At 73.6% G+C, this 24789-nt stretch carries 26 protein-coding genes and 1 tRNA gene; 16 read left to right on the plus strand and 11 right to left on the minus strand.

Features of this window, described 5'->3' with window-relative positions:
* Positions 1-3: 3 nt before the first annotated feature.
* Positions 4-732, minus strand: a complete 729-nt coding sequence (locus ACWFQ8_RS11790) for a VWA domain-containing protein (RefSeq protein WP_453786019.1) — start codon at positions 730-732, stop codon at positions 4-6.
* Entirely contained in the window at positions 729-1340 is a 612-nt protein-coding gene (locus ACWFQ8_RS11795) for a PadR family transcriptional regulator (RefSeq protein ID WP_453786058.1), read from the minus strand. The genes ACWFQ8_RS11790 and ACWFQ8_RS11795 overlap by 4 nt, the downstream gene beginning before the upstream one ends.
* Positions 1341-1462: 122 nt before the next feature.
* Here ACWFQ8_RS11795 and ACWFQ8_RS11800 point away from each other — a divergent pair, with 122 nt between their 5' ends.
* Entirely contained in the window at positions 1463-2200 is a 738-nt protein-coding gene (locus ACWFQ8_RS11800) for an SDR family NAD(P)-dependent oxidoreductase (RefSeq protein ID WP_453786020.1), read from the plus strand.
* Positions 2201-2224: 24 nt separating this feature from the next.
* Here the strand turns inward: ACWFQ8_RS11800 and ACWFQ8_RS11805 are convergent.
* A tRNA-Ala gene (locus tag ACWFQ8_RS11805) sits at positions 2225-2299 on the minus strand.
* 94 nt (positions 2300-2393) lie between these two features.
* Here ACWFQ8_RS11805 and ACWFQ8_RS11810 point away from each other — a divergent pair.
* Positions 2394-3116: a class I SAM-dependent methyltransferase gene (locus ACWFQ8_RS11810; RefSeq protein ID WP_453786021.1), complete on the plus strand. Its 723-nt coding sequence runs from the start codon at positions 2394-2396 to the stop codon at positions 3114-3116.
* Here the strand turns inward: ACWFQ8_RS11810 and ACWFQ8_RS11815 are convergent.
* The gene (locus tag ACWFQ8_RS11815; protein ID WP_453786022.1) at positions 3091-4113 is read right to left on the minus strand and encodes an acyl-CoA dehydrogenase family protein; all 1023 of its coding nucleotides are present in this window, start codon (positions 4111-4113) and stop codon (positions 3091-3093) included. The genes ACWFQ8_RS11810 and ACWFQ8_RS11815 overlap by 26 nt on opposite strands.
* Positions 4113-5258: an acyl-CoA dehydrogenase family protein gene (locus tag ACWFQ8_RS11820; RefSeq protein ID WP_453786023.1), complete on the minus strand. Its 1146-nt coding sequence runs from the start codon at positions 5256-5258 to the stop codon at positions 4113-4115. The genes ACWFQ8_RS11815 and ACWFQ8_RS11820 overlap by 1 nt, the downstream gene beginning before the upstream one ends.
* A gap of 113 nt (positions 5259-5371) precedes the next feature.
* Here ACWFQ8_RS11820 and ACWFQ8_RS11825 point away from each other — a divergent pair, with 113 nt between their 5' ends.
* The 5 genes from ACWFQ8_RS11825 (at position 5372) to ACWFQ8_RS11845 (ending at position 10222) form a co-directional block, all read left to right on the plus strand.
* Positions 5372-6154: an SDR family oxidoreductase gene (locus ACWFQ8_RS11825; protein ID WP_453786024.1), complete on the plus strand. Its 783-nt coding sequence runs from the start codon at positions 5372-5374 to the stop codon at positions 6152-6154.
* 15 nt (positions 6155-6169) lie between these two features.
* Positions 6170-6796, plus strand: a complete 627-nt coding sequence (locus ACWFQ8_RS11830; protein ID WP_453786025.1) for a TetR/AcrR family transcriptional regulator — start codon at positions 6170-6172, stop codon at positions 6794-6796.
* A gap of 18 nt (positions 6797-6814) precedes the next feature.
* Positions 6815-7972 (plus strand): acetyl-CoA C-acetyltransferase, encoded by a 1158-nt coding sequence (locus ACWFQ8_RS11835; protein ID WP_453786026.1) that lies wholly within the window; start codon positions 6815-6817, stop codon positions 7970-7972.
* 248 nt (positions 7973-8220) lie between these two features.
* The gene (locus tag ACWFQ8_RS11840) at positions 8221-8427 is read left to right on the plus strand and encodes a cold-shock protein (protein WP_030707191.1); all 207 of its coding nucleotides are present in this window, start codon (positions 8221-8223) and stop codon (positions 8425-8427) included.
* A gap of 100 nt (positions 8428-8527) precedes the next feature.
* On the plus strand, positions 8528-10222 hold the full coding sequence (locus ACWFQ8_RS11845; RefSeq protein WP_453786027.1) for a DEAD/DEAH box helicase: 1695 nt from the start codon (positions 8528-8530) through the stop codon (positions 10220-10222).
* 126 nt (positions 10223-10348) lie between these two features.
* Here ACWFQ8_RS11845 and ACWFQ8_RS11850 read toward each other — a convergent pair whose 3' ends face one another.
* From ACWFQ8_RS11850 to ACWFQ8_RS11870, 5 genes are all read right to left on the minus strand, one after another.
* Positions 10349-11293 carry a tyrosine-protein phosphatase gene (locus ACWFQ8_RS11850; RefSeq protein WP_453786028.1) on the minus strand — a complete coding sequence of 315 codons (945 nt, stop codon included), beginning with the start codon at positions 11291-11293 and terminating at the stop codon, positions 10349-10351.
* A gap of 176 nt (positions 11294-11469) precedes the next feature.
* The gene (locus ACWFQ8_RS11855) at positions 11470-12570 is read right to left on the minus strand and encodes an NAD(P)H-dependent flavin oxidoreductase (RefSeq protein WP_453786029.1); all 1101 of its coding nucleotides are present in this window, start codon (positions 12568-12570) and stop codon (positions 11470-11472) included.
* 4 nt (positions 12571-12574) lie between these two features.
* Positions 12575-13273 carry a CoA-transferase subunit beta gene (locus tag ACWFQ8_RS11860; protein WP_453786059.1) on the minus strand — a complete coding sequence of 233 codons (699 nt, stop codon included), beginning with the start codon at positions 13271-13273 and terminating at the stop codon, positions 12575-12577.
* 89 nt (positions 13274-13362) lie between these two features.
* Entirely contained in the window at positions 13363-14214 is an 852-nt protein-coding gene (locus ACWFQ8_RS11865) for a CoA transferase subunit A (RefSeq protein WP_453786030.1), read from the minus strand.
* The gene (locus tag ACWFQ8_RS11870; protein WP_453786031.1) at positions 14211-14960 is read right to left on the minus strand and encodes an enoyl-CoA hydratase family protein; all 750 of its coding nucleotides are present in this window, start codon (positions 14958-14960) and stop codon (positions 14211-14213) included. The genes ACWFQ8_RS11865 and ACWFQ8_RS11870 overlap by 4 nt, the downstream gene beginning before the upstream one ends.
* Positions 14961-15016: 56 nt before the next feature.
* Between ACWFQ8_RS11870 and ACWFQ8_RS11875 the strand changes: the two genes are divergently transcribed.
* From ACWFQ8_RS11875 to ACWFQ8_RS11895, 5 genes are all read left to right on the plus strand, one after another.
* Positions 15017-15781 carry an SDR family oxidoreductase gene (locus ACWFQ8_RS11875; RefSeq protein ID WP_453786032.1) on the plus strand — a complete coding sequence of 255 codons (765 nt, stop codon included), beginning with the start codon at positions 15017-15019 and terminating at the stop codon, positions 15779-15781.
* A 1-nt stretch (position 15782) separates the two neighbouring features.
* On the plus strand, positions 15783-16694 hold the full coding sequence (locus ACWFQ8_RS11880) for an SDR family oxidoreductase (protein ID WP_453786033.1): 912 nt from the start codon (positions 15783-15785) through the stop codon (positions 16692-16694).
* 365 nt (positions 16695-17059) lie between these two features.
* Positions 17060-17704: a DUF4360 domain-containing protein gene (locus tag ACWFQ8_RS11885; protein ID WP_453786034.1), complete on the plus strand. Its 645-nt coding sequence runs from the start codon at positions 17060-17062 to the stop codon at positions 17702-17704.
* A 46-nt stretch (positions 17705-17750) separates the two neighbouring features.
* Positions 17751-18425, plus strand: coding sequence for a DUF4360 domain-containing protein (locus ACWFQ8_RS11890; protein ID WP_453786035.1), 675 nt, complete (start codon positions 17751-17753; stop codon positions 18423-18425).
* Between the two features lie 181 nt (positions 18426-18606).
* Complete coding sequence (locus ACWFQ8_RS11895) at positions 18607-18738, plus strand: hypothetical protein (RefSeq protein ID WP_453786036.1); 132 nt, start codon at positions 18607-18609, stop codon at positions 18736-18738.
* A 29-nt stretch (positions 18739-18767) separates the two neighbouring features.
* Here the strand turns inward: ACWFQ8_RS11895 and ACWFQ8_RS11900 are convergent, their stop codons facing one another.
* Positions 18768-19478 carry an HAD family acid phosphatase gene (locus ACWFQ8_RS11900; RefSeq protein ID WP_453786037.1) on the minus strand — a complete coding sequence of 237 codons (711 nt, stop codon included), beginning with the start codon at positions 19476-19478 and terminating at the stop codon, positions 18768-18770.
* A 698-nt stretch (positions 19479-20176) separates the two neighbouring features.
* On the opposite strand from ACWFQ8_RS11900, the gene ACWFQ8_RS11905 reads away from it, so the two are divergent.
* The 4 genes from ACWFQ8_RS11905 to pepN all read left to right on the plus strand — a co-directional run bounded on the left by ACWFQ8_RS11905 (position 20177) and on the right by pepN (position 24548).
* Positions 20177-20929: a serine protease gene (locus ACWFQ8_RS11905; RefSeq protein WP_453786060.1), complete on the plus strand. Its 753-nt coding sequence runs from the start codon at positions 20177-20179 to the stop codon at positions 20927-20929.
* Between the two features lie 103 nt (positions 20930-21032).
* The gene (locus ACWFQ8_RS11910; protein ID WP_453786038.1) at positions 21033-21257 is read left to right on the plus strand and encodes a hypothetical protein; all 225 of its coding nucleotides are present in this window, start codon (positions 21033-21035) and stop codon (positions 21255-21257) included.
* A gap of 344 nt (positions 21258-21601) precedes the next feature.
* Positions 21602-21952 carry a chorismate mutase gene (locus ACWFQ8_RS11915; protein ID WP_453786039.1) on the plus strand — a complete coding sequence of 117 codons (351 nt, stop codon included), beginning with the start codon at positions 21602-21604 and terminating at the stop codon, positions 21950-21952.
* An 85-nt stretch (positions 21953-22037) separates the two neighbouring features.
* Positions 22038-24548, plus strand: a complete 2511-nt coding sequence (gene pepN, locus ACWFQ8_RS11920; protein ID WP_453786040.1) for an aminopeptidase N — start codon at positions 22038-22040, stop codon at positions 24546-24548.
* Positions 24549-24789 lie beyond the last annotated feature (241 nt).

Genomic DNA, 24789 nt, shown 5'->3' on the forward strand with positions numbered 1-24789 from the left:
GCCTCAACCCCGTACGATCCCCGCGCCCCGCGCCGCGGCCAGCCATGCGGGGAACTCCCTGAGCAGCCGGTCGTACAGCTCGGCGTCCGGTACGGTCCGCGGGTCCTCACCCGCGTGGAAGTAGCCCGCGTTGTCCACCACGCGCCGGGAGGGGACGGGCAGTTCGTCCAGCCGGCGCAGGAAGTCGAACTGCGTGCTGCGCGTGTTCCCGAAACCGATGAACTGCCAGAAGAGCGGCAGCCGGGCCGCCTTGCACAGGTACCGCTCCGCCGCGAGCTTGTTGATCGGCCCGCCGTCGGTCTGGAAGACGACCAGGGCCGGGGCCGTCGATCCCGAGTCCAGGTAGTGGTCGATCACCGCGTCCATCGCCGCGTGGTAGGCGGTCTTCCCCATGTGCCCCAGCCGGGAGGCGATCTCGGCGACCCGCCCCGCGTGGCCCGCGAGGGGGATCTCCGTCACCGCGTCGACCTCGGTGGAGAAGAACACCACCGGGACGCGCCCGTCGTCGTCCAGGTGCGCCGACAGTCCCAGCACCCGGTCCGCGAGGGCCTGCACGCTGCCGTCCCGGTAGTACGGGCGCATCGACCCGGAGTAGTCCAGAACCAGGTACACCACGGCCCGTCCGCCCTCCAGCCCGTACGCGCGCAGGCAGACACCGGCGCTCTTGTACAGGTTCACGAGCGCCGGAGCGGATTCCTCGACCTCGCGCAGGCCGATGGCACTGACCGTCATGGGCCGGAGGGTACGTCGGCGGGCGCCGGCGCGGCGGACAGTTCGTCGATGTCCGCCACCATCGCGGCCGCCAGATCGCGCTCGGAGGCGTAGTACCGCTGTGCCCACTTGAGGGTGAGCACCGGGTACGCCCAGGCATCCTCGCCGCGCGCGGCCTCGGCGTCGGCCACCGCGCCCAGGCGCATCTCCTCCGCGAACTCCTGGTGGCGGACCAGGATCTCGCGCATCCCTTCCGGTTCCAGCAGGTGTCCCAGCCACAGCCGCAGCATCGGCCCGTGCTTGAGGACCGGCGGGTCGACCGGGGCCTCGCGGGCCCACGCGCGGACGGCCGTCATGCCCGCGTCGGTGATCCGGTAGACGCGCTTGTCGCGGGTACCGGTCTCCGGTGCGACCGTCCGGGAGGTGGCGTATCCGGCCTGCTCCAGACGCTTGAGCTCGCTGTAGATCTGGCTGAAGGACGGGCTCCAGTAGAAGAACCGCAGCGACCGGTCCGACCACTTCTTCAGGTCGTAGCCGGAGAGCTCCTCCCCGAAGGAGAGCAGTCCGAGCACCGCCCAGCTCGTCGCGGGGAGCGTGCGCCTGTTCGTCTCGTCTGCCACGCAGCGCAGTCTACGACCGGCCCCGCCGGCCGCCGGGCCCCTTCCTCCCGTGAGGTATGCCTGCTAGGAATACTCCCCTTCGGTACGGGGCGGGCAGGCGCGGCGCGGGCGCGCCGAGGGGGTGCGGAGCGGTGGAGGAACGGGGCTCGCTCGACGGCAAGGTCGTCGTCGTCACCGGCGCGGGGCGCGGGCAGGGCGCGGCGGAAGCCCGGCTGTTCGCGCGGGCGGGGGCGCGGGTCGTCGTCACCGACGTACGGGAGGACGAGGGCCGGGCGGTCGCCGCGGCACTGGGCGCCCGGGGGCTGTTCGTACGGCACGACGTGACCGACGCCGAGAGCTGGGCGGGGGTCGTCCGGGCGGCGGTGTCGGCCTTCGGCACGGTCTCGGCACTGGTCAACAACGCGGCCGTGTGGCGCACCGCCCACGTGGAGCGGCAGACCGTCGAGGACTTCGAGGCGCTGCTACGGGTGAACCTGCTCGGGCCGTTCCTGGGCATCCAGGCGGTGGCGCCGGTGCTGCGCGCGGCCGGGGGCGGGTCCGTCGTCAACATCTCCTCGACGGCCGGACTGGTCGGGATACGGGGCCACGCGGCCTACGGATCGACGAAGTTCGGGCTGCGCGGTCTGACCCGGTCGGCGGCGCTGGACCTGGCCGGCGACCGCATCCGGGTCAACTCGGTGCACCCGGGGGCCATCGACACCCCGATGGTGGCCGGGGCGGTCGCGGGCCGCGACTGGTCGCACGTGCCGCTGGGCCGGATGGGGCGGCCGGAGGAGGTCGGGGAGCTCGTCCTCTTCCTCTGCTCGGACGCGTCCTCGTACGTGACGGGCGCGGAGTTCGCGGTGGACGGCGGAACGACGACGGCGTGAGCCCGGCCGCCGCCACGCAAGGGGGGCGGGGCGGCCGGATTCGAACCGGCGTCCTCCTCCATGCTGTGTAGGCGCACTACCTCTGTGCTACGACCCCGCCCTTGCGAGACAGCCTAAGTGATCACCGCCCCTCCGCGCGCGACTTTTCCGGGTGTGCGGGCGCGGGCCGGGCCGTCATCGCGAAGATGGGCGGATGACGAGCCGAGCCCTGTCCTTCGACACCGCCGCCGCCCTCTACGCCGCGCACCGGCCCGGCTACCCGCCGGCCCTCTTCGACGCCGTGCGGGACCTGGCCGGCCGGCCCCTCGCCGGGGCCCGGGTGGCCGACGTCGGCGCGGGGACGGGGATCGCGACCGCGCTGCTGCGTGCGCGGGGGGCGCGGGTCCTCGCCGTGGAGCCGGGGGCGGGGATGGCCGCCGAGTTCCGCCGGGCGCACCCCGGCATCCCCCTCGTGCGCGGGGACGGGGACCGCCTGCCGCTGGCCACCGGGTCCCTCGACCTCCTGACGTACGCCCAGTCCTGGCACTGGACCGACCCGCGCCGCTCCGTCCCCGAGGCCCGCCGCGTGCTGCGCCCGGGCGGCGCGCTCGCGCTGTGGTGGAACGACCTGGACACCGCCGTGCCCTGGATCGCCGAGCAGGACGAGCGGATCCGCGCCGTCATCGGCGCGATCGGGCTCCCCGCGCGGGAGAGCACGGTCGGGCTCGACGTCACCCGCCGCCGAATCCGCTGGTCGCGCCGGATCCCGCTCGACGACCACCTCGCCAACCAGGCCAGCCACTCCGCCTTCCTCGTCCTGGGCGAGGACCGCACCCGGTCGTTCATGGCGGCCGAGCGGGAGCGCTTGCTCGCGCTGTTCCCGGACGGCACGGTCGAGGAACGGTACGTGGTCAGTCTCGCCCTCGCCCTGCCGTGACGCCCGCGTCGCAGGCCCGCAGCACATCCGCCCGACACGCCGAGGGGGTGCCCCACGCGTCGCGCAGCGGGCGGGCCTTGCGCAGCCACAGGGAGAGGTCCAACTCCTCGGTGTAGCCGACGGCGCCGTGCAACTGGAGCGCCGACATCGCCGCCCGGTAGCAGGATCGCCCCGCCGTCAGCTTCGCGGCGGCCACGTCGCCCGGCTCCAGGGTCAGCGCCGCCGCCCGCACCAGCGGCCGGGCGAACTCCAGCCCCAGCAGGGTGTCCGCCAGCCGGTGCTTGACCGCCTGGAAGCCGCCGATCGGCGTCCCGAACTGGGTGCGCTGCTTCACGTACTCCACCGTGCGGTCCAGCAGCGCCTCGCCGACGCCCAGGCACTGGGCCGCGGTGAGCAGCCGGGCCCGCTGCCCCGCGACGGCGGCGGCCGCGGCCACCCGGGGTCCCTGCGCCAGCAGTTCGCCCCCGGCCGCGGGGCGGGACAGCCGGCGGGCGGGGTCCGTCGAGCGGGCCGGCGGCCCGTCCGAGCCCTGCGCCAGGCGCAGTTCGCCCGCGTCCGACACCGTGAAGCAGTACGTGGCCGCGTCCGCGTCCAGGGCGTACGGGCCGCCGCCGGGCAGGGTCAGCGTCGCGGTGGCCCCACCCGAGGCCAGGGCCGGCAGGAACCGCTCGGCCGGGGCGTCCTCGCCGCGCTCCGCCAGCTCCGTCAGCAGCGCCGCGACGGCCGCCGTCTCGACCACGGGCCCCGGCACCCCGGCCCGGCCCAGCTCCACGAAGCCGAGGCACAGCTCCGGCGCGAGGACGCCCAGGCCCTCGTACGCCTCCGGCACGGCCAGCGCGGGCAGGCCGGTCCCCGCCACCTCGGCCCACAGGGCCCGCCCCGGTCCGAAGGCGCCGCCCGACCAGGCCCGTACCGCCGCCGGGACGTCCGCCGCGCCCAGCAGGGAGCGCAGGGTGCGGGCGAAGTCCCCCTGTTCGTCGGTCAGCAGGAAGCGCATCAGCGACGGCCCTTCGGGAGGCCGAGCAGCCGCTCGGCGATGATGTCGCGCTGGATCTCGTTGGTCCCCGCGTAGATCGGCCCGGCCAGGGAGAAGATCCACGGCTCGGCCCACTCGCCGTCGGCGAGCTCCGCGTCCGCGCCCAGCAGGTCCAGCGCGCACTCGTGCAGGGCGATGTCGTACTCGGACCAGAACACCTTGTTCAGGCTGGACTCGGCGCCGATCGCTGCGCCCGCGGCGAAGCGCGAGGCGTGGGCCCAGGTGAACAGCTCGTAGGCGCGCGCCCCCACCAGGGCGTCCGCCACCCGGTCGCGCAGCGCGGTGTCCGCCGGGTCTCCGGCCGCCCGCCACAGGGCGGCGAGGCGGTCGGCCGCCGCCAGGAACCGGCCGGGGGAGCGGAGCGTGAGGCCGCGCTCGTTGCCGGTGGTCGACATCGCGATCCGCCAGCCCCGGCCCGGCTCCCCGATCACGTCCTCGTCCGGTACGAAGACCCGGTCCAGGAAGAGTTCCGCGAAGGCCGGCTTGCCGTCGAGGCGGCCGATGGGCCGCACGGTCACGCCCGCCGCCCGCAGGTCGAACATCAGGTACGTCAGTCCGTGGTGCGGTCGCGCGGCCCCGGGGTCCGTCCGGAAGATGCCGAAGGCCCGGTCGGCGAAGGCGGCCCGGGAGGACCAGGTCTTCTGTCCGGACAGCAGCCAGCCGCCCTCCGTGCGGGTGGCCCGGGACCTCAGGGAGGCCAGGTCGGAGCCCGCCTCCGGTTCCGACCAGGCCTGCGCCCAGACCACCTCGCCGGTGGCCATCGGGGGCAGCACCCGGGCCCGCTGCTCGGGGGTTCCGTGGTCGAACAGCGTGGGGGCGAGCAGGCTGATGCCGTTCTGCGCGACCCGGCCGGGTGCGCCCGCCGCCCAGTACTCCTCCTCGAAGACCAGCCACCGCACGATGTCCGCACCCCGGCCCCCGTACTCCTCCGGCCAGCTCACCGCGGACCAGCGGTCCACGGAGAGGGCCGCCTCCCAGGCCCGGTGCGCCGCGAAACCCTCCTCCGTCTCCAGAGAGGGAAGCGGTACGGACGGCACGTGGGCGGCGAGCCAGGCGCGCGCCTCGTCCCGGAACGCCTCCACGTCCGCCGTCTGGGTCAGATCCATCAGGTGTTCGCCTCCATCGGCTCCGCCGGACCACGCTTCCCTAACAAGTGTTTGGTAGGTTAACGTACGGCCATGAGCAGCGTCGAGGAGTTCGCACCCCAGGAGGTACGGACGTGAACGCACCCGAGTACGTCGCCGGCCACGGCCTGCTGCGGGGCCGCACGGCCGTCGTCACCGCCGCCGCCGGAGCCGGGATCGGCGGGGCCACCGCCCGACGGTTCCTGGAGGAGGGCGCCCGCGTCGTCATCGGCGACGCCCACGCCCGCCGCCTCAAGGAGACCGAGGACGCCCTCGCCGCCGAGTTCGGCGCCGACCGCGTCGCGTCCCTGCCGTGCGACGTCACCGACGAGGCGCAGGTCCGGGCCCTCCTCGCGCTGGCCGAACGGATCCACGGCCGCCTCGACGTCGTCGTCAACAACGCCGGACTCGGCGGCACCGCCGCCCTCGCCGACATGACCGACGACCAGTGGTCCAAGGTCCTCGACGTCACCCTGGGGGGCACCTTCCGCTGCACCCGCGCCGCCCTGCGCTCCTTCCGGCGGTCCGGCGCCGGCGGAGTCGTCGTCAACAACGCCTCGGTGGTCGGCTGGCGGGCCCAGACCGGCCAGGCCCACTACGCCGCCGCCAAGGCCGGGGTGATGGCCCTGACCCGCTGCGCGGCCCTGGAGGCCGCCGAGTTCGGCGTCCGGGTCAACGCGGTCGCCCCGAGCCTGGCCATGCACCCGCACCTGGTGAAGGTCACCAGCGAGGAACTGCTGGCCGAACTGACCGCCCGCGAGGCCTTCGGCCGGTACGCCGAACCCTGGGAGGTCGCCAACGTCATCGTCTTCCTCGCCAGCGGCTACTCGTCCTACATGACGGGCGAGACCGTCTCGGTCAGCAGCCAGCACGCCTAGCGCCAGAATGGGCCCGTGCCAACGAACGAACCGAGAGCCAAGAAGAAGCCGCAGGTGACCGCGTCACCCGAGCGACGCCGGGAACTCCTCGACACCGCCGCCGAGGTCTTCGCCGCACAGGGCTACAACGCCACCACCGTCCGCAAGATCGCCGACGCCGCGGGCATGCTCGCCGGCAGCCTCTACTACCACTTCGATTCCAAGGAATCGATGCTCGACGAGATCCTCTCCGCCTTCCTGACCGAGCTGTGGCAGGGCTACGACACCGTCCTCGCCGCCGGCCTCGGCCCCCGGGAGACCATCGAAGCCCTCGTCACCGAGTCCTTCCGGGAGATCGACCGGCACCGCGCCGCCGTCGCCATCTACCAGAAGGAATCCCGGCACCTCTCCGCCCAGCCCCGCTTCCACTACCTCTCCGACTCGCAGCAGAAGTTCGAGAAGGCCTGGCTCGGCACGCTGGAACGCGGCGTCGCCGCCCGGGTCTTCCGCCCCGACCTCGACATCCGCCTCACCTACCGCTTCGTGCGCGACACGGTGTGGGTGGCGGCGTCCTGGTACCGGCCCGGCGGACAGCACAGCCCCGAAGAGATCGCCCGCCAATACCTGTCGATGGTGCTGGACGGGATCGCCGTACGCACCTGACCGATCAGAGGAGTCCCGATGCCCGAGGCCTACATCGTCGACGCGGTACGCACCCCCGTGGGGCGCCGGGGCGGCGGCCTGTCCGCGGTCCACCCGGCCGATCTCGGCGCGCACGTCCTGAAGGCGCTGGTCGAGCGGTCGGGCGTGGACCCGGCCGCCGTGGAGGACGTGGTGTTCGGCTGCCTCGACGCGGTCGGGCCGCAGGCCGGGGACATCGCCCGCACGGCCTGGCTGGCGGCGGGCCTCCCCGAGGAGGTGCCCGGCGTCACCGTGGACCGCCAGTGCGGGTCCTCCCAGCAGGCGGTGCACTTCGCGGCCCAGGCCGTGCTCTCCGGCACCCAGGACCTGGTGGTCGCGGGAGGCACCCAGAACATGTCCATGATCCCGATCGCCTACGCCTCCCGGCAGGCGGCCGAGCCGCTCGGCCTCACGGAGGGCCCCTACGCGGGGAGCGCGGGCTGGCGCGCCCGGTACGGCGACGCCCCCGTCAACCAGTTCCACGGAGCGCAGCTCATCGCCGAGAAGTGGCGCATCTCCCGGCGGGACATGGAGGAATACGCGCTCCGGTCCCACCGGCGGGCCGTCCGGGCGATCGACGAGGGCCGCTTCGAGCGGGAGACCGCGGCGTACGCGGACGTCACCGCGGACGAGGGCCCGCGCCGGGACACCACCTTGGAGAAGATGGCCGGGCTCAAGCCCGTGGTCGAGGGCGGCACCATCACCGCGGCGGTCTCCTCCCAGGTCTCCGACGGCGCGGCGGCCCTGCTGCTCGCCTCCGAGCGGGCCGTCCGAGAGCACGGCCTGCGGCCCCGGGCCCGCATCCACCACCTCTCGGTACGCGGCGAGGACCCCGTCCGCATGCTGTCCGCGCCCATCCCGGCCACCGCGTACGCGCTGAAGAAGACCGGCATGTCGCTCGCCGACATCGACCTGGTGGAGATCAACGAGGCCTTCGCCCCCGTGGTGCTGGCCTGGCTGAAGGAGACCGGGGCCGACCCGGCGCGGGTCAACGTCAACGGCGGCGCCATCGCCCTGGGCCACCCGCTGGGGGCCACCGGGGTGAAGCTGATGACCACCTTGCTCCACGAGCTGGAGCGCACCGGCGGCCGCTACGGCCTCCAGACCATGTGCGAGGGCGGGGGTCAGGCGAACGTGACCATCATCGAACGGCTGTAGGAGCCGCCCGCCGCCGGCCGTCCGCCCCTTGCCCGGGCGGGCGCCCCGCGGCGCGCCCGGCTTCCGTGCGACGCAGGTCACAGCCCCGTGGTGCCACCGCCGCGCCGAGGTGTGCTAGCTTAGAGCTCGTTGCAGTTGTGGTACCCATGAACTTTATGTGCGCCTGACGGGAATGATCCTCAGGCGCTTTTATTGTCTTGCCGGAATCTCCGGATGGGGCCCTTTGCCGCCTATTCAGGAGATTTAAAATGGCACTTGGCACCGTGAAGTGGTTCAACTCGGAAAAGGGCTTCGGCTTCATCGAGCAGGACGGTGGCGGCCCGGACGTCTTCGCCCACTACTCGAACATCGCCACCCAGGGCTTCCGTGAGCTCCAGGAGGGCCAGCGCGTGTCCTTCGACGTCACCCAGGGCCAGAAGGGCCCCCAGGCGGAGAACATCCTCCCCGCCAACTAAGTACGTCAGCACGCCGGGGTCCGCACCGTGAAGGTGCGGACCCCGGCGTGTCTGCTTGTCGACCTTGTAGTACCTGCCGGTTTCAGGAGGGCATTTCCGCATGACCAGCTCCAGCTCCGCACGACCCAGCCGCCGCCCCACCCGGGGTCGAGGTGCGGCCCAGGGACGTCCGAAGGCTGGCGCGGGACGGCAGAAGTCCGCCCCCGTTGCCCGACCCCAAGAATTCACCATGCCCGAACCGCTGGCCCCGGCCCTCCCGCCGGTCGCCGCGTTCGAGGACATGGACATGCCCGAGGCGCTGCTGAAGACCCTCGCCGCCCAGGGCGTCACCGAGCCGTTCCCGATCCAGGCCGCGACGCTGCCGAACTCGCTCGCCGGCCGCGACCTGCTCGGCCGCGGCCGCACCGGCTCCGGCAAGACCCTCGCCTTCGGCCTGGCGCTGCTGGCCCGCACCACCGGCCGCCGCGCGCAGCCGAAGGCGCCGCTCGCGATGGTCCTCGTACCGACCCGTGAGCTCGCGCAGCAGGTCACCGACGCCCTGACCCCGTACGCCACGTCCGTCAACCTGCGGATCGCGACCGTCGTCGGCGGCATGTCGATCAACCGGCAGTCCGGCGCGCTGCGCCGCGGCGCCGAGGTGCTCGTCGCCACCCCCGGCCGGCTCAAGGACCTCATCGAGCGCGGCGACGCCGACCTCTCGCAGGTCGCGATCACCGTCCTCGACGAGGCCGACCAGATGACCGACATGGGCTTCATGCCGCAGGTCACCGCCCTGCTCAAGCAGGTCGAGGCCGGCGGCCAGACGATGCTCTTCTCGGCGACCCTCGACAAGAACATCGACAAGCTCGTCAAGATGTTCCTGACCGACCCGGTCGGCCACTCCGTCGACCCGTCGGCCGGCGCGGTCACCACCATGGAGCACCACGTCCTGTACGTCATGGACGAGACCGACAAGAAGGCCGTGGCGACGCGTATAGCCGCTCGCGACGGCCGGGTGATCATGTTCGTGGACACCAAGCGCGGGGTCGACCGCATGGTCAAGAAGCTCCTCGCGGACGGCGTCCGCGCCTCCGGCCTGCACGGCGGCCGCTCGCAGCCGCAGCGCAACCGCACCCTCGACTGGTTCAAGACGGGCGAGGTCACCGCGCTCGTCGCGACGAACGTCGCGGCGCGCGGCATCCACATCGACGACCTCGACCTCGTCGTCAACGTGGACCCGCCCACCGACCACAAGGACTACCTGCACCGGGGCGGCCGTACCGCCCGGGCCGGCGAGTCCGGCAGCGTGGTCACCCTGGTGCTGCCCGACCAGAAGCGGGAGATGACCCGCCTGATGTCGGACGCCGGGATCTCCCCGCGCACCGCGCAGATCAAGTCCTCCGACGCGGAACTGGCCCGGCTGACCGGCGCCAAGGAGCCCTCGGGCATCCCGGTCGTGCTGGACGTGCCGCAGCCGACCCCGGCGAAGCAGGGCTCCACCGCGAAGTCCGGTACGGGCGCCGGGGGCGGCGGACGCCGCCGCTCGGGCGGCCCGCGCACCGGCACCGCCGCCGGCGCGGCTCCGGCCGCCGGTGGCCGCGGCCGCCGCTCCGGTGGCGGCGCGGCCGGTCAGGCCCCGTCCTCCGGTGCGGGCCAGGCGCGTCGCGGCCAGGGCGGCCAGGGCGCGACGGCGAACGGCTCCGGCGAGCGCGGCCGGCGCACCGGGGGCGGCGCCTCCGGCGGCGCCGCCGCGGCGTCCGCCCGCAGCCGGGTCGGCAGCCCGTCCGCCGGCCAGGGCCGCCGCCGCTCCGTCTGACCGCCGCCGGGCGCCCGACACCGCCCGACCGCACCCGAACGTCCGCCACGCCGGGCAGCGCACACCGCGCCGCCCGGCGCGGTCGTGTCCGGACCCGGACCGCCGGTTCGGCCGGCCGGCGGCCGGTTAGCGGACCATTCGGTTCTGGAGCTTCGCCAGCGTGCGCAGGTCCAGGCCGAGGCCGTCGGTGAGGTAGCCGTAGAAGCCGCCGTAATCGGCCTCCATCCGCGCCGTCGCGGCGTCCAGGTAGTCCTGGCGCACCTCCTGGAGGGGGATCAGCAGGTCCGGGTTCTGCATCCGGCCGGACTGCTTGAGGCCGGCCCGCAGCCGGGCGTCGTAGGCCGCCCGGAAGGTGTTCGACGCCAGGTAGTCGCCCTCGGCGGTGGCCTCGGGGACGGCCAGCGCCCGCAGCAGCACGTACGTCATCCAGCCGGTCCGGTCCTTGCCGGACGTGCAGTGGTACAGGAGCGGGCCCTGGCTGCCGTTGGCGATCTCCCGCAGGGTCGCCGCGAACTGCGCCCGGTTCTCGGGGCTGCTCACGAACGTGCGGTAGATGTCCCGCATGTAGGCCTCGGCGCGGCCGCCGCCGAGCATCCGCTCCTGCTCGACGGGATCGCCGCTGGAGATCGCGCCGACCAGGGTCCCGTACAGACCCAGGTCGCTGACCGGCCGCGGGGTGGGGGTGAGCCCCGCGGGCAGTTTGTCGGGGCCGTCGTACTGCAGCTCCATCGGGATGCGGAAGTCGACGACCTTCCCGAGGCCCAGATCGGACACGGCGGTGAGGTCCGCCGAGGTCAGCTTGCTCAGCGCGTCCGAACGGTAGACCAGACCCTGGCGGACCCTGCCGCCGGTGTACGTGCGGTACCCGCCGACGTCGCGGACGTTGACGGCGCCCTGGAGGGGGATGCGGCGGATCGTCTCCGCCGCGGGGTGGTGACCGACCTGGTGCCGGGCGCCGACCCCGGCTCCGGCGGCCGGCGCGGCGTGCGCGGCGGCGGGAAGGGCGGCGAGGGCGGCGGCGAGGGCGGCGGGGAGGACCGCCGTCGCCAGGCGGATGCGTGCACGGCTCATCTTGCGACTCCTGTAGCGCCGGAAGGCGGTTCACCCTGGTGGTGGCAGGGCGCCGAGCGAGTGCGGATCGTGGCCGGTGCGGTGCGGTGCGGTGCGGTGCGGTGCGGTGCGGTGCGGTGCGGTGCGGTGCGGTGCGGTGCGGTGCGGTGCGGTGCGGTGCGGTGCGGTTCGTGGGGTCAGTGCGGAGGCCGCGGGCACTCCGGAGGGTGCGGTTCGTGTGCGGCGTACGGGGCCTGGAGGCGGCCCAGGACCGCGTCCGCCTCGGCCATCACCCGGGAGACGAGCTCCGCGCAGGACGGCAGGTCGTCGATCACCCCCGCGATCTGGCCCGATGCCATGACACCGAGGTCCGTCCGGCCCTCGACCATGGACGCCCGAAGGAGCATGGGGGTGTTCGCGGCGAGCAGGACCTGGCTCCAGGACAGGTCCTTGCCGTGCTTCATCGCCAGGCCGTCCCGCACCATCTGCGGCCAGGAGAGCCCCGACAGCTTCCGGAAGCCCGCCGCGTGCCGCACCGCCCGGACCAGCGCCCGGGCGCGGCCCGCCCGCTCCAGGGAGTCGACCAGCTCGGTGCGGAGCATCCGGTGCGGCAGCCCGTCGACCGCCGTGGTGAGCGTGACGTCCTTGACGGAGGCCGCCAGGTACCGGGCTTTCACCGGGTCCGGGACGGTGGAGTCGGAGGTCAGCAGGAAACGGGTGCCCATCGCGATGCCGGCCGCCCCGTACGCCAACGCCGCGACCAGCCCGCGCCCGTCACCGAAGCCGCCCGCCGCGATCACCGGGATGTCCACGGCGTCGACGACCTGGGGCAGCAGCACGGTCGTGGCCACGTCCCCGGTGTGGCCGCCGCCCTCACCGCCCTGCACGATCACCGCGTCCGCACCCCAGGCGGCCACCTTCTCCGCGTGCCGGCGGGCGCCGACCGACGGGATGACGACCACTCCCGCGTCCTTGAGCCGGGCGATCAGCTCCCGGGAGGGCGCGAGCGCGAACGAGGCGACCCGGACCCCCTCCTCGATGATCAGCTGTGCGCGCTCGGCGGCGTCCCCCGCGTCCGCCCGCAGGTTCACCCCGAACGCGGCGCCCCGCGCGGTGCGGGACTTGACATCCCGCACCGCGGAGCGCAGCTCCTCCAGGGTCATCGTCGCCGAAGCCAGGATCCCCAGCGCCCCCGCGTCGGCCGCGGCCGACACCAGGCGCGGTCCCGCGACCCAGCCCATGCCCGTCTGCACGATCGGGTGCTCGACCCCGACCAGTTCGGTGAAGGCCGTCCTCACCGGGTCACCCCCGCACTTCGCGCTCGCGCCGGCCCCGGGGATCGATGACCTCCCGGATCAGGCGCAGCTCCTCGCCGGTCGGCTCCCGGGTGTACGGGACCTCGTCGGCGACGGCCGGCTCGAACGCGGTGGCCGCCAGGACCTGCTCGACCGTGACCCCGGGATGGACGGACACCAGGCGCATCGAGCGGCCGGGTCCGGTGAAGTCGAAGACGCCCAGATCGCTGACGACCCGGGGAAGGCGGTGGTAGCGGGTCACGCCGGCCGCCTCGGCACGGTCGTAGCCCACGCCGCTGACCATGTCGACGCGCTCGACGAAGACGCGGGTGGAGTGCCGGGGCACCCAATAGCTCACCGGGTTGTTCAGCGTGTTCACGGGAGCCCCGCGCACGCCCAGCAGTTGGCGGGCGGGCCGCTCCCAGGCGCCGATGCAGGAGATGTTCTGGTTGCCGTACCGGTCGATCTGGCTCGCGCCCATCATCACGTGCCGGCGGCCCCCCGTGACCATGGTGAGGTGGCGCCGGTACGGGAGCCAGCCCTCGACCTCCCCGTCCAGCCCGACCAGCATCGCCTCGCCGTCGGTCAGCAGCAGGTCGGGGGAGAAGGTCCGCTTCGCCAGCCGGGCCCCGAAGGAGGGGATCAGGCCCATCGGGCTGGCGAGCACCTCGCCGTTGCCGCGCCAGGCCTCGGCGCAGGCGATCACGCAGTACTCGGCGCGCGAGACGGGAGCGCCCGCGGCTGCGGAGGCGGCGGCAGACGGCGGAGGCGGCGGGGGCGGTGCGGGGGTGCTCGTCACTGCTGCTCCTCGTGCCAGGTCCGGACGGCGCACTGGTAGTCGTGCTCACTCGCGCCGGAGAGGAAGCGGGCGGCGAACTCGGGCCAGGGGGTGGTCGCGTACAGCTTCTGGAAGGCCTCGTCGCGGTCGTGGTCGGGGACGCAGGAGGTGAAGTGCGCGCCGTTCGGCGTCTCGACGACCCCGGTGACGCAGTGGCGGCTGACGAGGAGGGACTGCGGCGGGCCCGCCTTGGCGAACTCGGCGCTCTCCACGAGCTGTTCGCAGGACACGTAGGCGGCGTCGGCGGCCTCGCAGAACAGGTCGTCGAAGTACGGGTCGGGGCCCAGGTACTGCGCGTTGCCGAGCCGGTCGGCGCGGTTGAGGTGCACCAGCGCCGCGTCCATGCGCAGGGCGGGGACGGCGACGAACTCCTCGCCGTCCTCGTAGGGCGAGGTCACGGTCCGCAGCTCGGGGTTGACCCGCATGACGTCGGAGCCGAGACCGGCACGGACCGGGAGGAAGGGCAGCCGGTTGGCCGCGGCGTGCAGGCCCCACATGAACATGGCCTCGTCGAGCTCGGTGAGGGCGAAGGCGGCGCGCTCGCGGGCGGCCCGGAAATGGGGCTCCAGCGCGATGGAATCCAAGGTGGCGAACGGGGCGACGAGCCGGCGGATCCGGCCGGCGGCGGCCAGCAGCCCGACGTCGGGGCCGCCGTACGCGATCACGGTGAGATCGGTGATCTCGGAGCGGAGCAGTGCCCGCACCAGGGCCATGGGCTTGCGGCGCGAGCCCCAGCCGCCGATGCCGAGGGTCATGCCGCTGCGCAACTGTCCGACCACCTCCTCGGGGGTCATGGTCTTGTCGGTCATGCGGACGCTCCCTTCCCGAAGGTGTCGCGGACCCGGTCGGCCACCCCGCTGAGGTTGGCCTCGAAGGTGAAGCCCTGTTCGAAGCGGTAGCTGCGGCGGACGTCGACGGGGTCGATGCCGTTGATGGCGGCCTTGGCCAGCCGGATCAGGTAGCCGTCCTTGCGGGCGATCTCGGCGGCGAGGTCCAGGGCGGCCGCCCGCAGCTCGGCGCGCGGCACCACCTTCCAGACCGAGCCGTGGGCGTGCAGTTCGGCGGCGGTCGCGGTGCGCGAGGTGTAGTACAGGGTGCGCATCAGGTGCTGCGGGACCAGCCGGGCCAGATGGGTGGCGGCGCCGAGCGCGCCCCGGTCGAGCTCGGGCAGGCCGAAGGTCGCGTCGTCGGAGGCGATGACGGCGTCGGCGTTGCCGACGAGGCCGATGCCGCCGCCCAGGCAGAACCCGTTCACGGCCGCCACCACCGGCACCTCGCACTCGTACACGGCGGCGAAGGCCTCGTAGCAGCCCCGGTTGGCGCCGACGAGCGCGGCGTGCCCGCTGTCGCGCTGCATCTCCTTGATGTCGACACCGGCGTTGAAACCGCGCCCCTCGGCGGCCAGGACGACGCACCGGACCCCGGGGTCGCGGCCGGCCGCGCGCAGGGCGTCGGCGAGGGCGTACCAGCCCTTGACCGGAAGCGCGTTGACGGGTGGGAAGTCGACGCTGACGAGAGCGACGCCCTGGTCCGGGCCGGAGGTGGAGACACCCATGAGAGGATCAGCTACCTTTCCACCAAACATTTGTTAGGTGAGGAAGGTAGCAGCCGATGGAGCTCGACGGGAGGGTTGCCGTCGTCACCGGCGGAACCAGGGGCGTCGGCGCCGGGATCGCCCGGTCGCTCCTCGCGGCCGGCGCGCGGGTCGTGGTGTGCGCCCGCAGGCCGCCCGGGCGACCGGTGGCGCAGGGCGGCCGCCAGGCCGACTTCGCCGCCCTCGACCTGCGCGACCCGGCCGCCGTACGGGAGTTCTTCGACGCGGTCGCCGGCCGGTACGGGCGGCTCGACTGCCTGGTCAACAACGCCGGTGGGACCCCCTACCGGCTGCTGGGCGAGGGCGAGGCGGAGCGCCACGCCCGGGTCGTCGAGCTGAATCTGCTGGCCCCGCTGACGGCCTCGCTGGCGGCCCGCCCCTGGCTGCGGGAGTCCCGCGGCTCGGTCGTGATGATCGCCAGCGTCAGCGGGACCCGGCCCTCGCCGGGCACGGCCGCGTACGGGGCGGCCAAGGCGGGGCTGGAGAACCTGGCCCGCTCGATGGCCGTGGAGTGGGCGCCCGAGATCCGGGTGAACTCCCTGGTCCTGGGCATGGTGCGGACCGAGCTGTCCCACCTGCACTACGGGGACGCGGACGGCATCGCGGCCGTCGGCGCGACCGTACCGCTGGGGCGGCTGGCGGAACCCTCGGACGTGGGGGACGCGACCGTCTTCCTGGCCTCCGAGCGGGCGGCGTACATCAGCGGGGCGAGCCTGTTGGTGCACGGGGGCGGGGAGCGCCCGGCGTTTCTGGATGCGGCAACTGTCAACAAGGGGAGCTGAGATGGCCGGTATCGCCGAGGGTCGGGTCGTGATCGTGACGGGCGCGGGACGGGGGTTGGGACGGGCCCACGCACTGGCCTTCGCCGAGGCGGGGGCGCAGGTCGTCGTCAACGACCTGGGGGTGGGGCCGGACGGGCTGCCCGGGTCCGACGGCCCCGCCGACCGGGTCGTCGCGGAGATCCGCGAGCGGGGCGGCGAGGCGGTGGCGCACGGAGGCGACATCGCGACGGGGGAGGGGGCGTCCTCCCTGGTGGAGTGCGCGGTGTCGGCGTTCGGGCGGCTGGACACCCTGGTCAACAACGCCGGGTTCCTGCGGGACCGGATGCTGGTCAACCTGGACGAGGACGACTGGGACGCGGTCATGCGGGTCCACCTCAAGGGGCACTTCCTGCCCCTGCGGGCGGCGGCGGCGTGGTGGCGGGCGCAGGCCAAGGCGGGCCGGCCGGTGGCCGCCCGGGTGGTCAACACCTCCTCGGGGGCCGGGCTGCTGGGCTCCGTCGGCCAGGGCAACTACAGCGCGGCCAAGGCGGGCATCCTCGGCCTCACGCTGGTCTCGGCCGCCGAGATGGGCCGGTACGGGGTCCAGGTCAACGCGATCGCCCCCGCGGCGCGGACCCGGATGACGGAGCGGACCTTCGCGAGGACCATGGCCGCGCCGGAGGAGGGGGCCTTCGACGCGATGGCGCCGGAGAACGTGTCCCCGCTGGTGGTGTGGTTGGGCTCGGACGCCTCGGAAGGGGTCACGGGCCGGGTCTTCGAGGCGGAGGGCGGCCGCATCACCGTGATGGAGGGCTGGCGTCCGGGGCCCACCGCCGACCGCGGGGCGCGCTGGACCCCGGCGGAAGCGGGGGAGGCGGCGGCGAAGCTGCTGTCGCAGGCCCGGGCCCCGCTGCCGGTGTACGGCACCCGCTGACGGGCGGGGCCGCGGGTGTGCCGCGGTCGGACCCGGCGCCGGTTCGTTCGGGCCGGGGGCGCCCGGTCGGGCCATGCGCCCGGAAGCGCCGGTCCGGGCCGGGCGGGGGCGGGGCGCGGTGGGGCGGGCTGCGGGGTTCCGGTCATCTCCGCGCCCGGCGCCGCACGCCGCGGCGCGGGTCGGACACCGCAGCGGGGCTGATGAGCGGTGTCCCGCGGGCGCGCGCGGCCTCGTGGAATTCGGCCAGGAAACGCGGCCGAGGACCGTTGGCCGTATCGGGTCCTATCCCACTCCGTGAGACCTGTGGTGGCATGTGCGTGCCGAATTGCCGAATTCACCACCGGTCGCACGGATGGAGAAAAAGGATGTCGCTCCGCAGATTGACGGTCGGTGCGGCGGTCGTGGCCCTGTCGGCCGTGACCGCACCCGCCCAGGCCGACACGGTGCACACACCGCCCGGAAGAATCACGGTCGACGTGGTCGCGGTCAACGGCTCGGGCTGCCCCCAGGGCACCGCGGAGGTCGCCACCGCTTCCGACAACACGGCCTTCACCGTCACGTACAGCAGCTACCTCGCCCAGGCGGGAGCCGGTTCCGGCGCCACCGAATTCCGCAAGAACTGCCAGCTCGCGCTGCGGATCCACGTCCCCCAGGGGTTCACGTACGCCATCGCCCGGGCCGACTACCGGGGCTTCGCGCACCTCCAGCGCGGCGCCTTCGGCCAGGAGCGCGCGAACTACTACTTCCAGGGCCAGGCCCAGACGGCCCGTAGCACCCACCAGTTCAACGGCCCGTACAGCGACAACTGGCAGGCGAGCGACCGCACGGAGTACGCCGACCTGGTCTGGGCACCCTGCGGCGAGGACCGCCACCTCAACGTCAACACCGAACTGCGGGTCTACGCCGGGACGTCGAACCCGCAGGCCCTGAGCTTCATGAGCATGGACTCGACGGACGGCAGCGTCAGCACCGTCTACCACTTCGAGTGGAAGGAATGCCCGGCGGGTTGATCCGGCACGGTCGCACGCACCCGACTCACGGTCAGGAGTGACATCGATGTCCCCCTCCCTGTCCCGCACCCTGCTCGCCGGCGCGGCAGCCGCCGTGCTGCTGGCCGCGGCCGTCCCGTCCGCCGGCGCCGCCGGCCACGTCCCGCCGCCGATCACCGCTCCGCCCGACAAGATCGTGATCGAACTCGCCACCGTCAACGGCTCCGGCTGCCGCGAAGGTACCGCCGAAGTGGCCGTGGCACCGGACAACACCGCCTTCACGGTCACCTACAGCGACTACCTCGCGCAGGTCGGACCGGGCGCCCCGCCGACGGCCTTCCGCAAGAACTGCCAGCTCAATCTCCGCGTGCACGTTCCCTCGGGATTCACCTACGCGATCGTTCAGGCGGATTACCGCGGATTCGCTTTCCTCCAGCCCGGCGCGTGGGGCCAGGAACGCGCCAGTTACTACTTCCAGGGAATGCCGCAGACCTCGCAGCGGACCCATCAGTTCAACGGTCCGTTCAACGACAATTGGCAGGCGACCGACCGGACGGAGTACGCCGATCTCGTCTGGGCGCCGTGCGGGGAAAAGCGCAACTTCAACATCAATACCGAACTGCGCGTGAATGCGGGCACCTCCAACCCGCAGACGTCCACCAGTTTCATGGCCATGGACTCCACCGACGCCAGTGTCAGCACCCTGTACCACCTCGCGTGGCAGGTGTGCCCCGGCCGATAGGGCCCCACACGCCGCGTACGGAAACAGGCCCCGTGCCCGGCCCCCTGGCGAGGGGTCGGGTCCGGGGCCTGCTTCGTGCGTTGGAGTATCAGTACCCGCCGGGGCCGTCCGTTGAACCGCAGAGGGCCTCCGGATGTTGGAGTGGTGCGTTCCGGTCTCCGGGATCGGGCACACTCTGTGCATGAGCCGAGCTGACGTGATCGGGCCGGCCGTCGTGGTCGCGGCCACCTTGGTCTGGTTCCTGATCGAGATGGTCCGCCACCCCCGCAACCCCGCCGGGGACGACAACGACGGCACGGCGGACGAGGCCTGACGGGGTTCGACGGGACCGGCGGCCCGACCTCAGGACAGCTTGCCGCCGTAGTCGGGCAGCTTGACGGTGCGTTCGGCGTGACCGCCGACGAGGTCGCTCTCCTTGTTCCCGATGTTCGCGATGATCGTGTAGCCGCGGCCCTCGATCTCCGCTCGCTTGCCCGTCTTGTAGGTGCTGACCTCGTGGAAGAGGTCGGGCAGGTCGCGGACGTACAGCCCCGAGACCGGGTAGCCGACCGCCTTGAGGTTGCGCTCCGTGAGGGAGTGGATGATCCCCGGGCGGGCGGTGACGAAGAAGACGGCCACCCCGCGCTCGTTCGCGTACCGGGTCAGCTCGCGGACCTTGGAGATCGCGGGGGTCGGGAACGTCCAGAACCAGTGGAAGTCCGTCTCCAGCGAGGTGTTGTCGATGTCGAGGACGATCGCGGGCCGCTCCCCGGCGGGCGAGGCGGCGATCCGCCGCTCGATGCCGGGGCGGGCGGCGTCCACGACCGCGGCGACGTCGCGCTGCCAGGTGGCGTAGTCGATGCCGAGGATCGCCGCGTTGCCGCCGGGCGCGGACGCCGTGACGACCGCCGTGGCCGAAACGGAACTCGGGGCCGCGTCCGATACCGGGGCCCCGGCCGGGGCCGCCTCGGCGGCCGCGGCCGGGACCAGGAGGAGGACGGCGGCCGCGACGGCGGCTCCGGCGGCGGCGGTTCGGCTCGTGCGGTGGGCGGACGTGCGGCGGGTGATGCGCATGGGGGGCGCTCCTCGGACCAGGGGATTGGCATGTACGCGTCTAGATTCAGCCTCTCCCGACACCCTGTCTACTGGTCGGTAGGAAACTTTTCGTTGCCGCGCGATGAATCCCCCGGGCCGGTGCTACGTGTCGCACTCCAGCACCTCGCGGCACAGCCCGCACGGCCCGCACGGCCCGCACAGCCCGCACGGCCCGCACCGCGCGCAGCGGGCCGCGCACCGGGAGCCGCGGCCGCTGCGCGCACACCGGGCGCGGGAAGCTGACCCGCGGTCGGGTCCCGTCGCGCTCGAAGCGGATACGCGGCGCCGCCCCGTTCCTTCGCGCTCGGCCCGGGCTCCTCGGTGAGGCCGCCGCTCCGGCCGCCGGGACCTCCGCCGCCGTGGCCGCCGCACGCCGGTCCCTCGCGTACCGACGGCGCTCCATCCGGCCGGCGGCCGCCGGCGGGGTCCGGCGCAGGTCCCGTTCGGGGGCCAGGTGCGGAAACCCGTGCTCGACGGGGCTGCCGCGCCCGCCGTTCTCCGTCCCGGGGCCACCTCCGCCGCAATCCCTGCCGCCGAGGACAGCGGTTGGCCGAAAATGCCTTCTTGATGTCCGCCATACATCGGATGTGTCATGGACCCGTCATCCCCCAATGACACGCACGGCCCAACCCCCCACGAAAGGCAGTGTGTTGACTGTGAGTACCCTCACGCGATTCATGAAGCGCGCCCTCGCCGCAGGCGCGGTCGCCCTCGCGGCCGTCAGCCTCCAGCCCGGCACCGCCAGCGCCGGCCCGGCCCCCGTCGTCGGCGGAACGCGCGCCGCCCAGGGCGAGTTCCCGTTCATGGTCCGCCTCTCCATGGGCTGCGGCGGCTCCCTCCTGACCCCACAGATCGTCCTCACCGCCGCCCACTGTGTGAACGGCTCCGGCAACAACACCTCCATCACCGCCACCGCCGGAGTCGTCGACCTCAACAGCGCCAGTGCCATCAAGGTCAAGTCCACCAAGGTCCTGCGCGCGCCCGGCTACAACGGCAAGGGCAAGGACTGGGCGCTGATCAAGCTCGCCCAGCCCATCAACCTGCCCACCCTCAAGATCGCCGAGACCAAGGCCTACGACAACGGCACCTTCACCGTCGCCGGCTGGGGCGCCACCCGCGAGGGCGGCGGCCAGCAGCGCTACCTCATGAAGGCCACCGTCCCCTTCGTCTCCGACGCCAGCTGCCAGAGCGCGTACGGCAGCGACCTCGTCCCGAGCGAGGAGATCTGCGCCGGCTACAACCAGGGCGGCGTCGACACCTGCCAGGGCGACTCCGGCGGCCCGATGTTCCGCCGCGACAACGCCAACGCCTGGATCCAGGTCGGCATAGTCAGCTGGGGCGAGGGCTGCGCCCGCGCCGGCTACCCCGGCGTCTACACCGAGGTGTCCACCTTCGCCGCCGCGATCAAGAGCGCCGCGGCCACCCTGTAGGACCCCGCGCACGACCCCCGCAGTACCCCCTCGCCCTTCCGGCCGGGCACCATCCGGCCGGAAGGGCGAGGCCCTCGCACGCCGGACGGCCGCAGGCCCGGCGGTGGCGCCACGGAACGCCTCCGTCCCCGCCCCGCGGCAGCCATCCGCCGGCTCCCGCCACGGTCGCGGGGCCGAGCGCGCACCCGTCCCACGGGAAGGACCCGCCAAGGTCACCCGCCGGCTCTCCGGCCAGGACGGACCGCGCACCGTCTTCGTCACCACCGCCTTCGACCTCGACGCGTACGTCCACGCGGCGCTCACGGCGGGGCGTCCGGCTTCCTCCTGAAGGACGCCGGCCCGGCCGTGCCGGTTGAAGCGGTACGACCGGCAGCGGTCGAGACTCGCCCGCCCGCCCCACCGCTGGACTGCCGCGCGGGACGGCCCCCGGCCCCCGGCCCCGGCCGCCGCGCGCCGCCGCGCCGGGTAGGGCCCGACCGGCCCGGCCCCGCCGAGCCCGAGCGGCCCGGCCCGGCTCTGCCGCGCCTGAGCGGCCCGGCCCTGCGGGCTCGACCGGCACGGCCCCGCCGAGCCCGACCCGGCGCGGCCCCCGCGGGAGCGTTGCCGCCGGGGGCGTCTCACGGAGCGGCCGGGCGAGGAACCGGCCGCGGCCGCCACGTATTCTCGGGGACCATGAACAACAGCGACATCGACAACGGCACCGGCACGGGCGCCGCCGCCGGCGGGATCGACGAGAACGTCGCCGCCGAACTGGCCCGCCTGCGGGACAGCATCGACAACATCGACGCGGCCGTGGTCCACATGCTCGCCGAACGCTTCAAGTGCACCCAGCAGGTCGGCCACCTCAAGGCCAGGCACCAGCTGCCGCCCGCCGACCCGAGCCGCGAAGCCAGCCAGATCGCCCGCCTGCGCCAGCTCGCCGAGAACGCCAAACTCGACCCGGCCTTCGCCGAGAAGCTCCTCACCTTCATCATCGCCGAGGTCATCCGCCACCACGAGACCATCGCCGCCGGCGAGGAGTAGCCCCGGCCGGCGCCCCTCCCCCCGACCCCCCGACCCGGCGGAATCGGCCTGGGGACCCGGGCGCCCCGTGAGGCAGCATGGCCACATGTCCGCACTCACGCGCAACGAAGCGCAGCTCCGAGCCCAGCTCCTCGACGTCCACCACTACGCCGTCGCCCTCGACCTCACCGGCGGTGACGACGACACCTTCGACTCCACCGCGGTCATCCGCTTCACCGCCCGCGCCGCCGGTGACACCTTCGTCGAGCTGAAGCCGGAACGGGTGCACTCGGCGACCCTGGACGGCCGGCCGGTCCCCCTCACCGCCCTCCAGGACAACCGCCTCCCCCTCACCGCCCTCACCGAGGGCCCGCACGAACTGCGCATCCACACCCGCATGCGGTACTCCCGCACCGGGGAGGGCCTGCACCGCTTCACCGACCCCGCCGACGGGGAGACGTACGTCTACAGCCAGATGTTCATGGACGACGTCCAGCGGGTCTTCCCCGCCTTCGACCAGCCCGACCTCAAGGCCGTCTTCGAGTTCACCGTCACCGCCCCCGCGCACTGGACCGTCCTCGCCAACGGCGTCACCACCCGCACCGGCGACCGCGACACGGACGGCGCCGGCATCTGGACCTCCGCCGCCACCCCCGTCATCTCCACCTACCTCGCCGCCGTCGCCGCCGGCCCCTGGCACAGCGTGCGCACCGAGCACGCCGGACTGCCCTTCGGCATCCACTGCCGCCGCTCCCTGGCCCCCCACCTCGACGCGGACGCCGCCGAGATCCTCTCGATCACCACCGACTGCTTCGACCGCTACCACGAGAAGTTCTCCGAGCCCTACCCCTTCGACTCCTACGACCAGGCCTTCGTACCCGAGTTCAACGCCGGCGCCATGGAGAACCCCGGACTCGTCACCTTCCGCGACGAGTTCATCTACCGCTCCGCCGTCACCGACACCGAACGCCAGACCCGCGCCATGGTCATCGCCCACGAGATGGCCCACATGTGGTTCGGCGACCTCGTCACCCTCCGCTGGTTCGACGACATCTGGCTCAACGAGTCCTTCGCCGAGTACATGGGCTACCAGACCCTCACCGAAGCCACCCGCTTCACCGGCACCTGGACCGAATTCGGCGTCGCCCGCAAGGCCTGGGGCTACGACGCCGACCAGCGCCCCTCCACCCACCCCGTCGCCCCCGACCCCGACGACGTCCCCGACACCGCCTCCGCCCTCCTCAACTTCGACGGGATCTCCTACGCCAAGGGCGCCTCCGCCCTGCGCCAACTCGTCGCCTGGCTCGGCGAAAAGGACTTCCTCGCCGGCATCAACACCCATTTCGCCCGGCACAAGTTCGCCAACGCCTCCCTCGCCGACTTCGTGGACTCCCTCGCCGCCCACACCGAACGCGACGTCCACACCTGGGCCGAGGTCTGGCTGCGCACCACCGGCATCGACACCCTCACCCCGAGGATCGAGGAGAGCCCGGGCGGCTGGACCCTCACCGTCGACCGCGACGGCAGCCGCCCGCACCACATCGTCGTCGGCGTCCACCACCGCGAGCCCGGCCGCGACCGGGTCCTGGAACGCGGCGAACTCCTCCACCTCGACGTCCCCTCCGACGAGGTCGTCTCCGTGAGCGGCCCGCGCCCCGACCTCCTCGTCCTCAACGACGGCGACCTCACCTACGCCAAGGTCCGCCTCGACGAGACCTCCGTCGAGACCGCGCTGCGCACACTCTCCGGCATCCCCGACCCCCTCACCCGCGCCGTCGTCTGGAACTCCCTGCGCGACATGGTCCGCGACGGCGAACTCGACCCGCGCGACTACCTGGCGACCGCCGGGGCGCACCTGCCCGAGGAACGCGACCTCGCCATCGTCCAGGGCGTCCTCTCCTTCGCCCGCACCCAGGTCGCCGCCCGCTACGTCGCCCCCGCGGAACGGTCCGCCGCACTGGCCACCCTCACCTCCGTGGGCCGCGACCTGCTGCGACGCACCGAGGACGGCTCGGACCCGGGCCTGCGGCTGGCCGCCGTACGGTCCCTCATCGACAGCGCCGCCACGCCCGACGCCCTCGCCGGCTGGCTCGCCGACGACACCGTCCCCGGCGGCCCCGAACTCGACCCCGAGCTGCGCTGGCGGATCCTGGCCCGGCTCTCCGTGCTCGGCGCCGTCGGGGAGGCCGACATCGACGCGGCCCTCGCCGCCGACCCGAGCGCCACCGGCGAGGAAGGCGCCGCCCGCTGCCGGGCCGCGCTGCCGACGGCCGAGGCCAAGGCCGCCGCCTGGGAGCGGCTCTTCCACGACGACAGCCTCTCCAACTACCTGTTCAGCGCCACCGCCCAGGGGTTCTGGCAGCCCGAACAGGCCGAACTGGTAAGGGAGTACGTGCCGCGCTTCTACCCGGACGCCGTAGCCCTCGGCGCCCGCCGCGGCCCGGCCATCGCGGAGGCGGCCGGCCGCTGGGCCTTCCCCGCCCACGCCGTCGACGAGGACAACCTGCGGGCCGGGCACGCCTGCCTCGCCGACCCAAACATCCTGCCGCTGCTGCGCCGCAAGCTCGTCGACCAGCTGGACGACCTCGCCCGCGCCCTCCGCGTCCGCGCCTCCTGAGAACCCCGCCGGGCCCCGCAGGCGGGCCCCCCGGCCGTTCCGCCCCGCCGACGCCCGGGACCCCGGGCCCCGGCGGCGCCCGGCAAGGGCGGGACCGGCGCGCCCGGGTGAGAGCGGCGCCCGGCGGGGCTCGGGCCGCCGGTGGTCGAGGCACGGGCCCGGCCGGGCGCCCGGCGGGAGCGGGACCTGCGCCGCCGGGGGAGCGGGGCCGGACCTGTGTCTTATAAACATCTCAGACCCC

This window comes from Streptomyces sp. NPDC055254, from assembly GCF_053606025.1.

What these genes read in the sequence shown, in the direction of transcription:
- ACWFQ8_RS11850 (WP_453786028.1), bottom strand. Translation starts at nt 11,293, where the DNA reads ATGAGCCGTGCACGCATCCGCCTGGCGACGGCGGTCCTCCCCGCCGCC.
- ACWFQ8_RS11900 (WP_453786037.1), bottom strand. Translation starts at nt 19,478, where the DNA reads ATGCGCATCACCCGCCGCACGTCCGCCCACCGCACGAGCCGAACCGCC.
- ACWFQ8_RS11810 (WP_453786021.1), top strand. Translation starts at nt 2,394, where the DNA reads ATGACGAGCCGAGCCCTGTCCTTCGACACCGCCGCCGCCCTCTACGCC.
- ACWFQ8_RS11835 (WP_453786026.1), top strand. Translation starts at nt 6,815, where the DNA reads ATGCCCGAGGCCTACATCGTCGACGCGGTACGCACCCCCGTGGGGCGC.
- ACWFQ8_RS11790 (WP_453786019.1), bottom strand. Translation starts at nt 732, where the DNA reads ATGACGGTCAGTGCCATCGGCCTGCGCGAGGTCGAGGAATCCGCTCCG.
- ACWFQ8_RS11880 (WP_453786033.1), top strand. Translation starts at nt 15,783, where the DNA reads ATGGCCGGTATCGCCGAGGGTCGGGTCGTGATCGTGACGGGCGCGGGA.
- ACWFQ8_RS11915 (WP_453786039.1), top strand. Translation starts at nt 21,602, where the DNA reads ATGAACAACAGCGACATCGACAACGGCACCGGCACGGGCGCCGCCGCC.
- ACWFQ8_RS11890 (WP_453786035.1), top strand. Translation starts at nt 17,751, where the DNA reads ATGTCCCCCTCCCTGTCCCGCACCCTGCTCGCCGGCGCGGCAGCCGCC.
- ACWFQ8_RS11845 (WP_453786027.1), top strand. Translation starts at nt 8,528, where the DNA reads ATGACCAGCTCCAGCTCCGCACGACCCAGCCGCCGCCCCACCCGGGGT.
- ACWFQ8_RS11870 (WP_453786031.1), bottom strand. Translation starts at nt 14,960, where the DNA reads ATGGGTGTCTCCACCTCCGGCCCGGACCAGGGCGTCGCTCTCGTCAGC.
- ACWFQ8_RS11815 (WP_453786022.1), bottom strand. Translation starts at nt 4,113, where the DNA reads ATGCGCTTCCTGCTGACCGACGAACAGGGGGACTTCGCCCGCACCCTG.
- ACWFQ8_RS11895 (WP_453786036.1), top strand. Translation starts at nt 18,607, where the DNA reads ATGAGCCGAGCTGACGTGATCGGGCCGGCCGTCGTGGTCGCGGCCACC.
- ACWFQ8_RS11875 (WP_453786032.1), top strand. Translation starts at nt 15,017, where the DNA reads ATGGAGCTCGACGGGAGGGTTGCCGTCGTCACCGGCGGAACCAGGGGC.
- ACWFQ8_RS11820 (WP_453786023.1), bottom strand. Translation starts at nt 5,258, where the DNA reads ATGGATCTGACCCAGACGGCGGACGTGGAGGCGTTCCGGGACGAGGCG.
- pepN (WP_453786040.1), top strand. Translation starts at nt 22,038, where the DNA reads ATGTCCGCACTCACGCGCAACGAAGCGCAGCTCCGAGCCCAGCTCCTC.
- ACWFQ8_RS11905 (WP_453786060.1), top strand. Translation starts at nt 20,177, where the DNA reads ATGAAGCGCGCCCTCGCCGCAGGCGCGGTCGCCCTCGCGGCCGTCAGC.
- ACWFQ8_RS11865 (WP_453786030.1), bottom strand. Translation starts at nt 14,214, where the DNA reads ATGACCGACAAGACCATGACCCCCGAGGAGGTGGTCGGACAGTTGCGC.
- ACWFQ8_RS11840 (WP_030707191.1), top strand. Translation starts at nt 8,221, where the DNA reads ATGGCACTTGGCACCGTGAAGTGGTTCAACTCGGAAAAGGGCTTCGGC.
- ACWFQ8_RS11885 (WP_453786034.1), top strand. Translation starts at nt 17,060, where the DNA reads ATGTCGCTCCGCAGATTGACGGTCGGTGCGGCGGTCGTGGCCCTGTCG.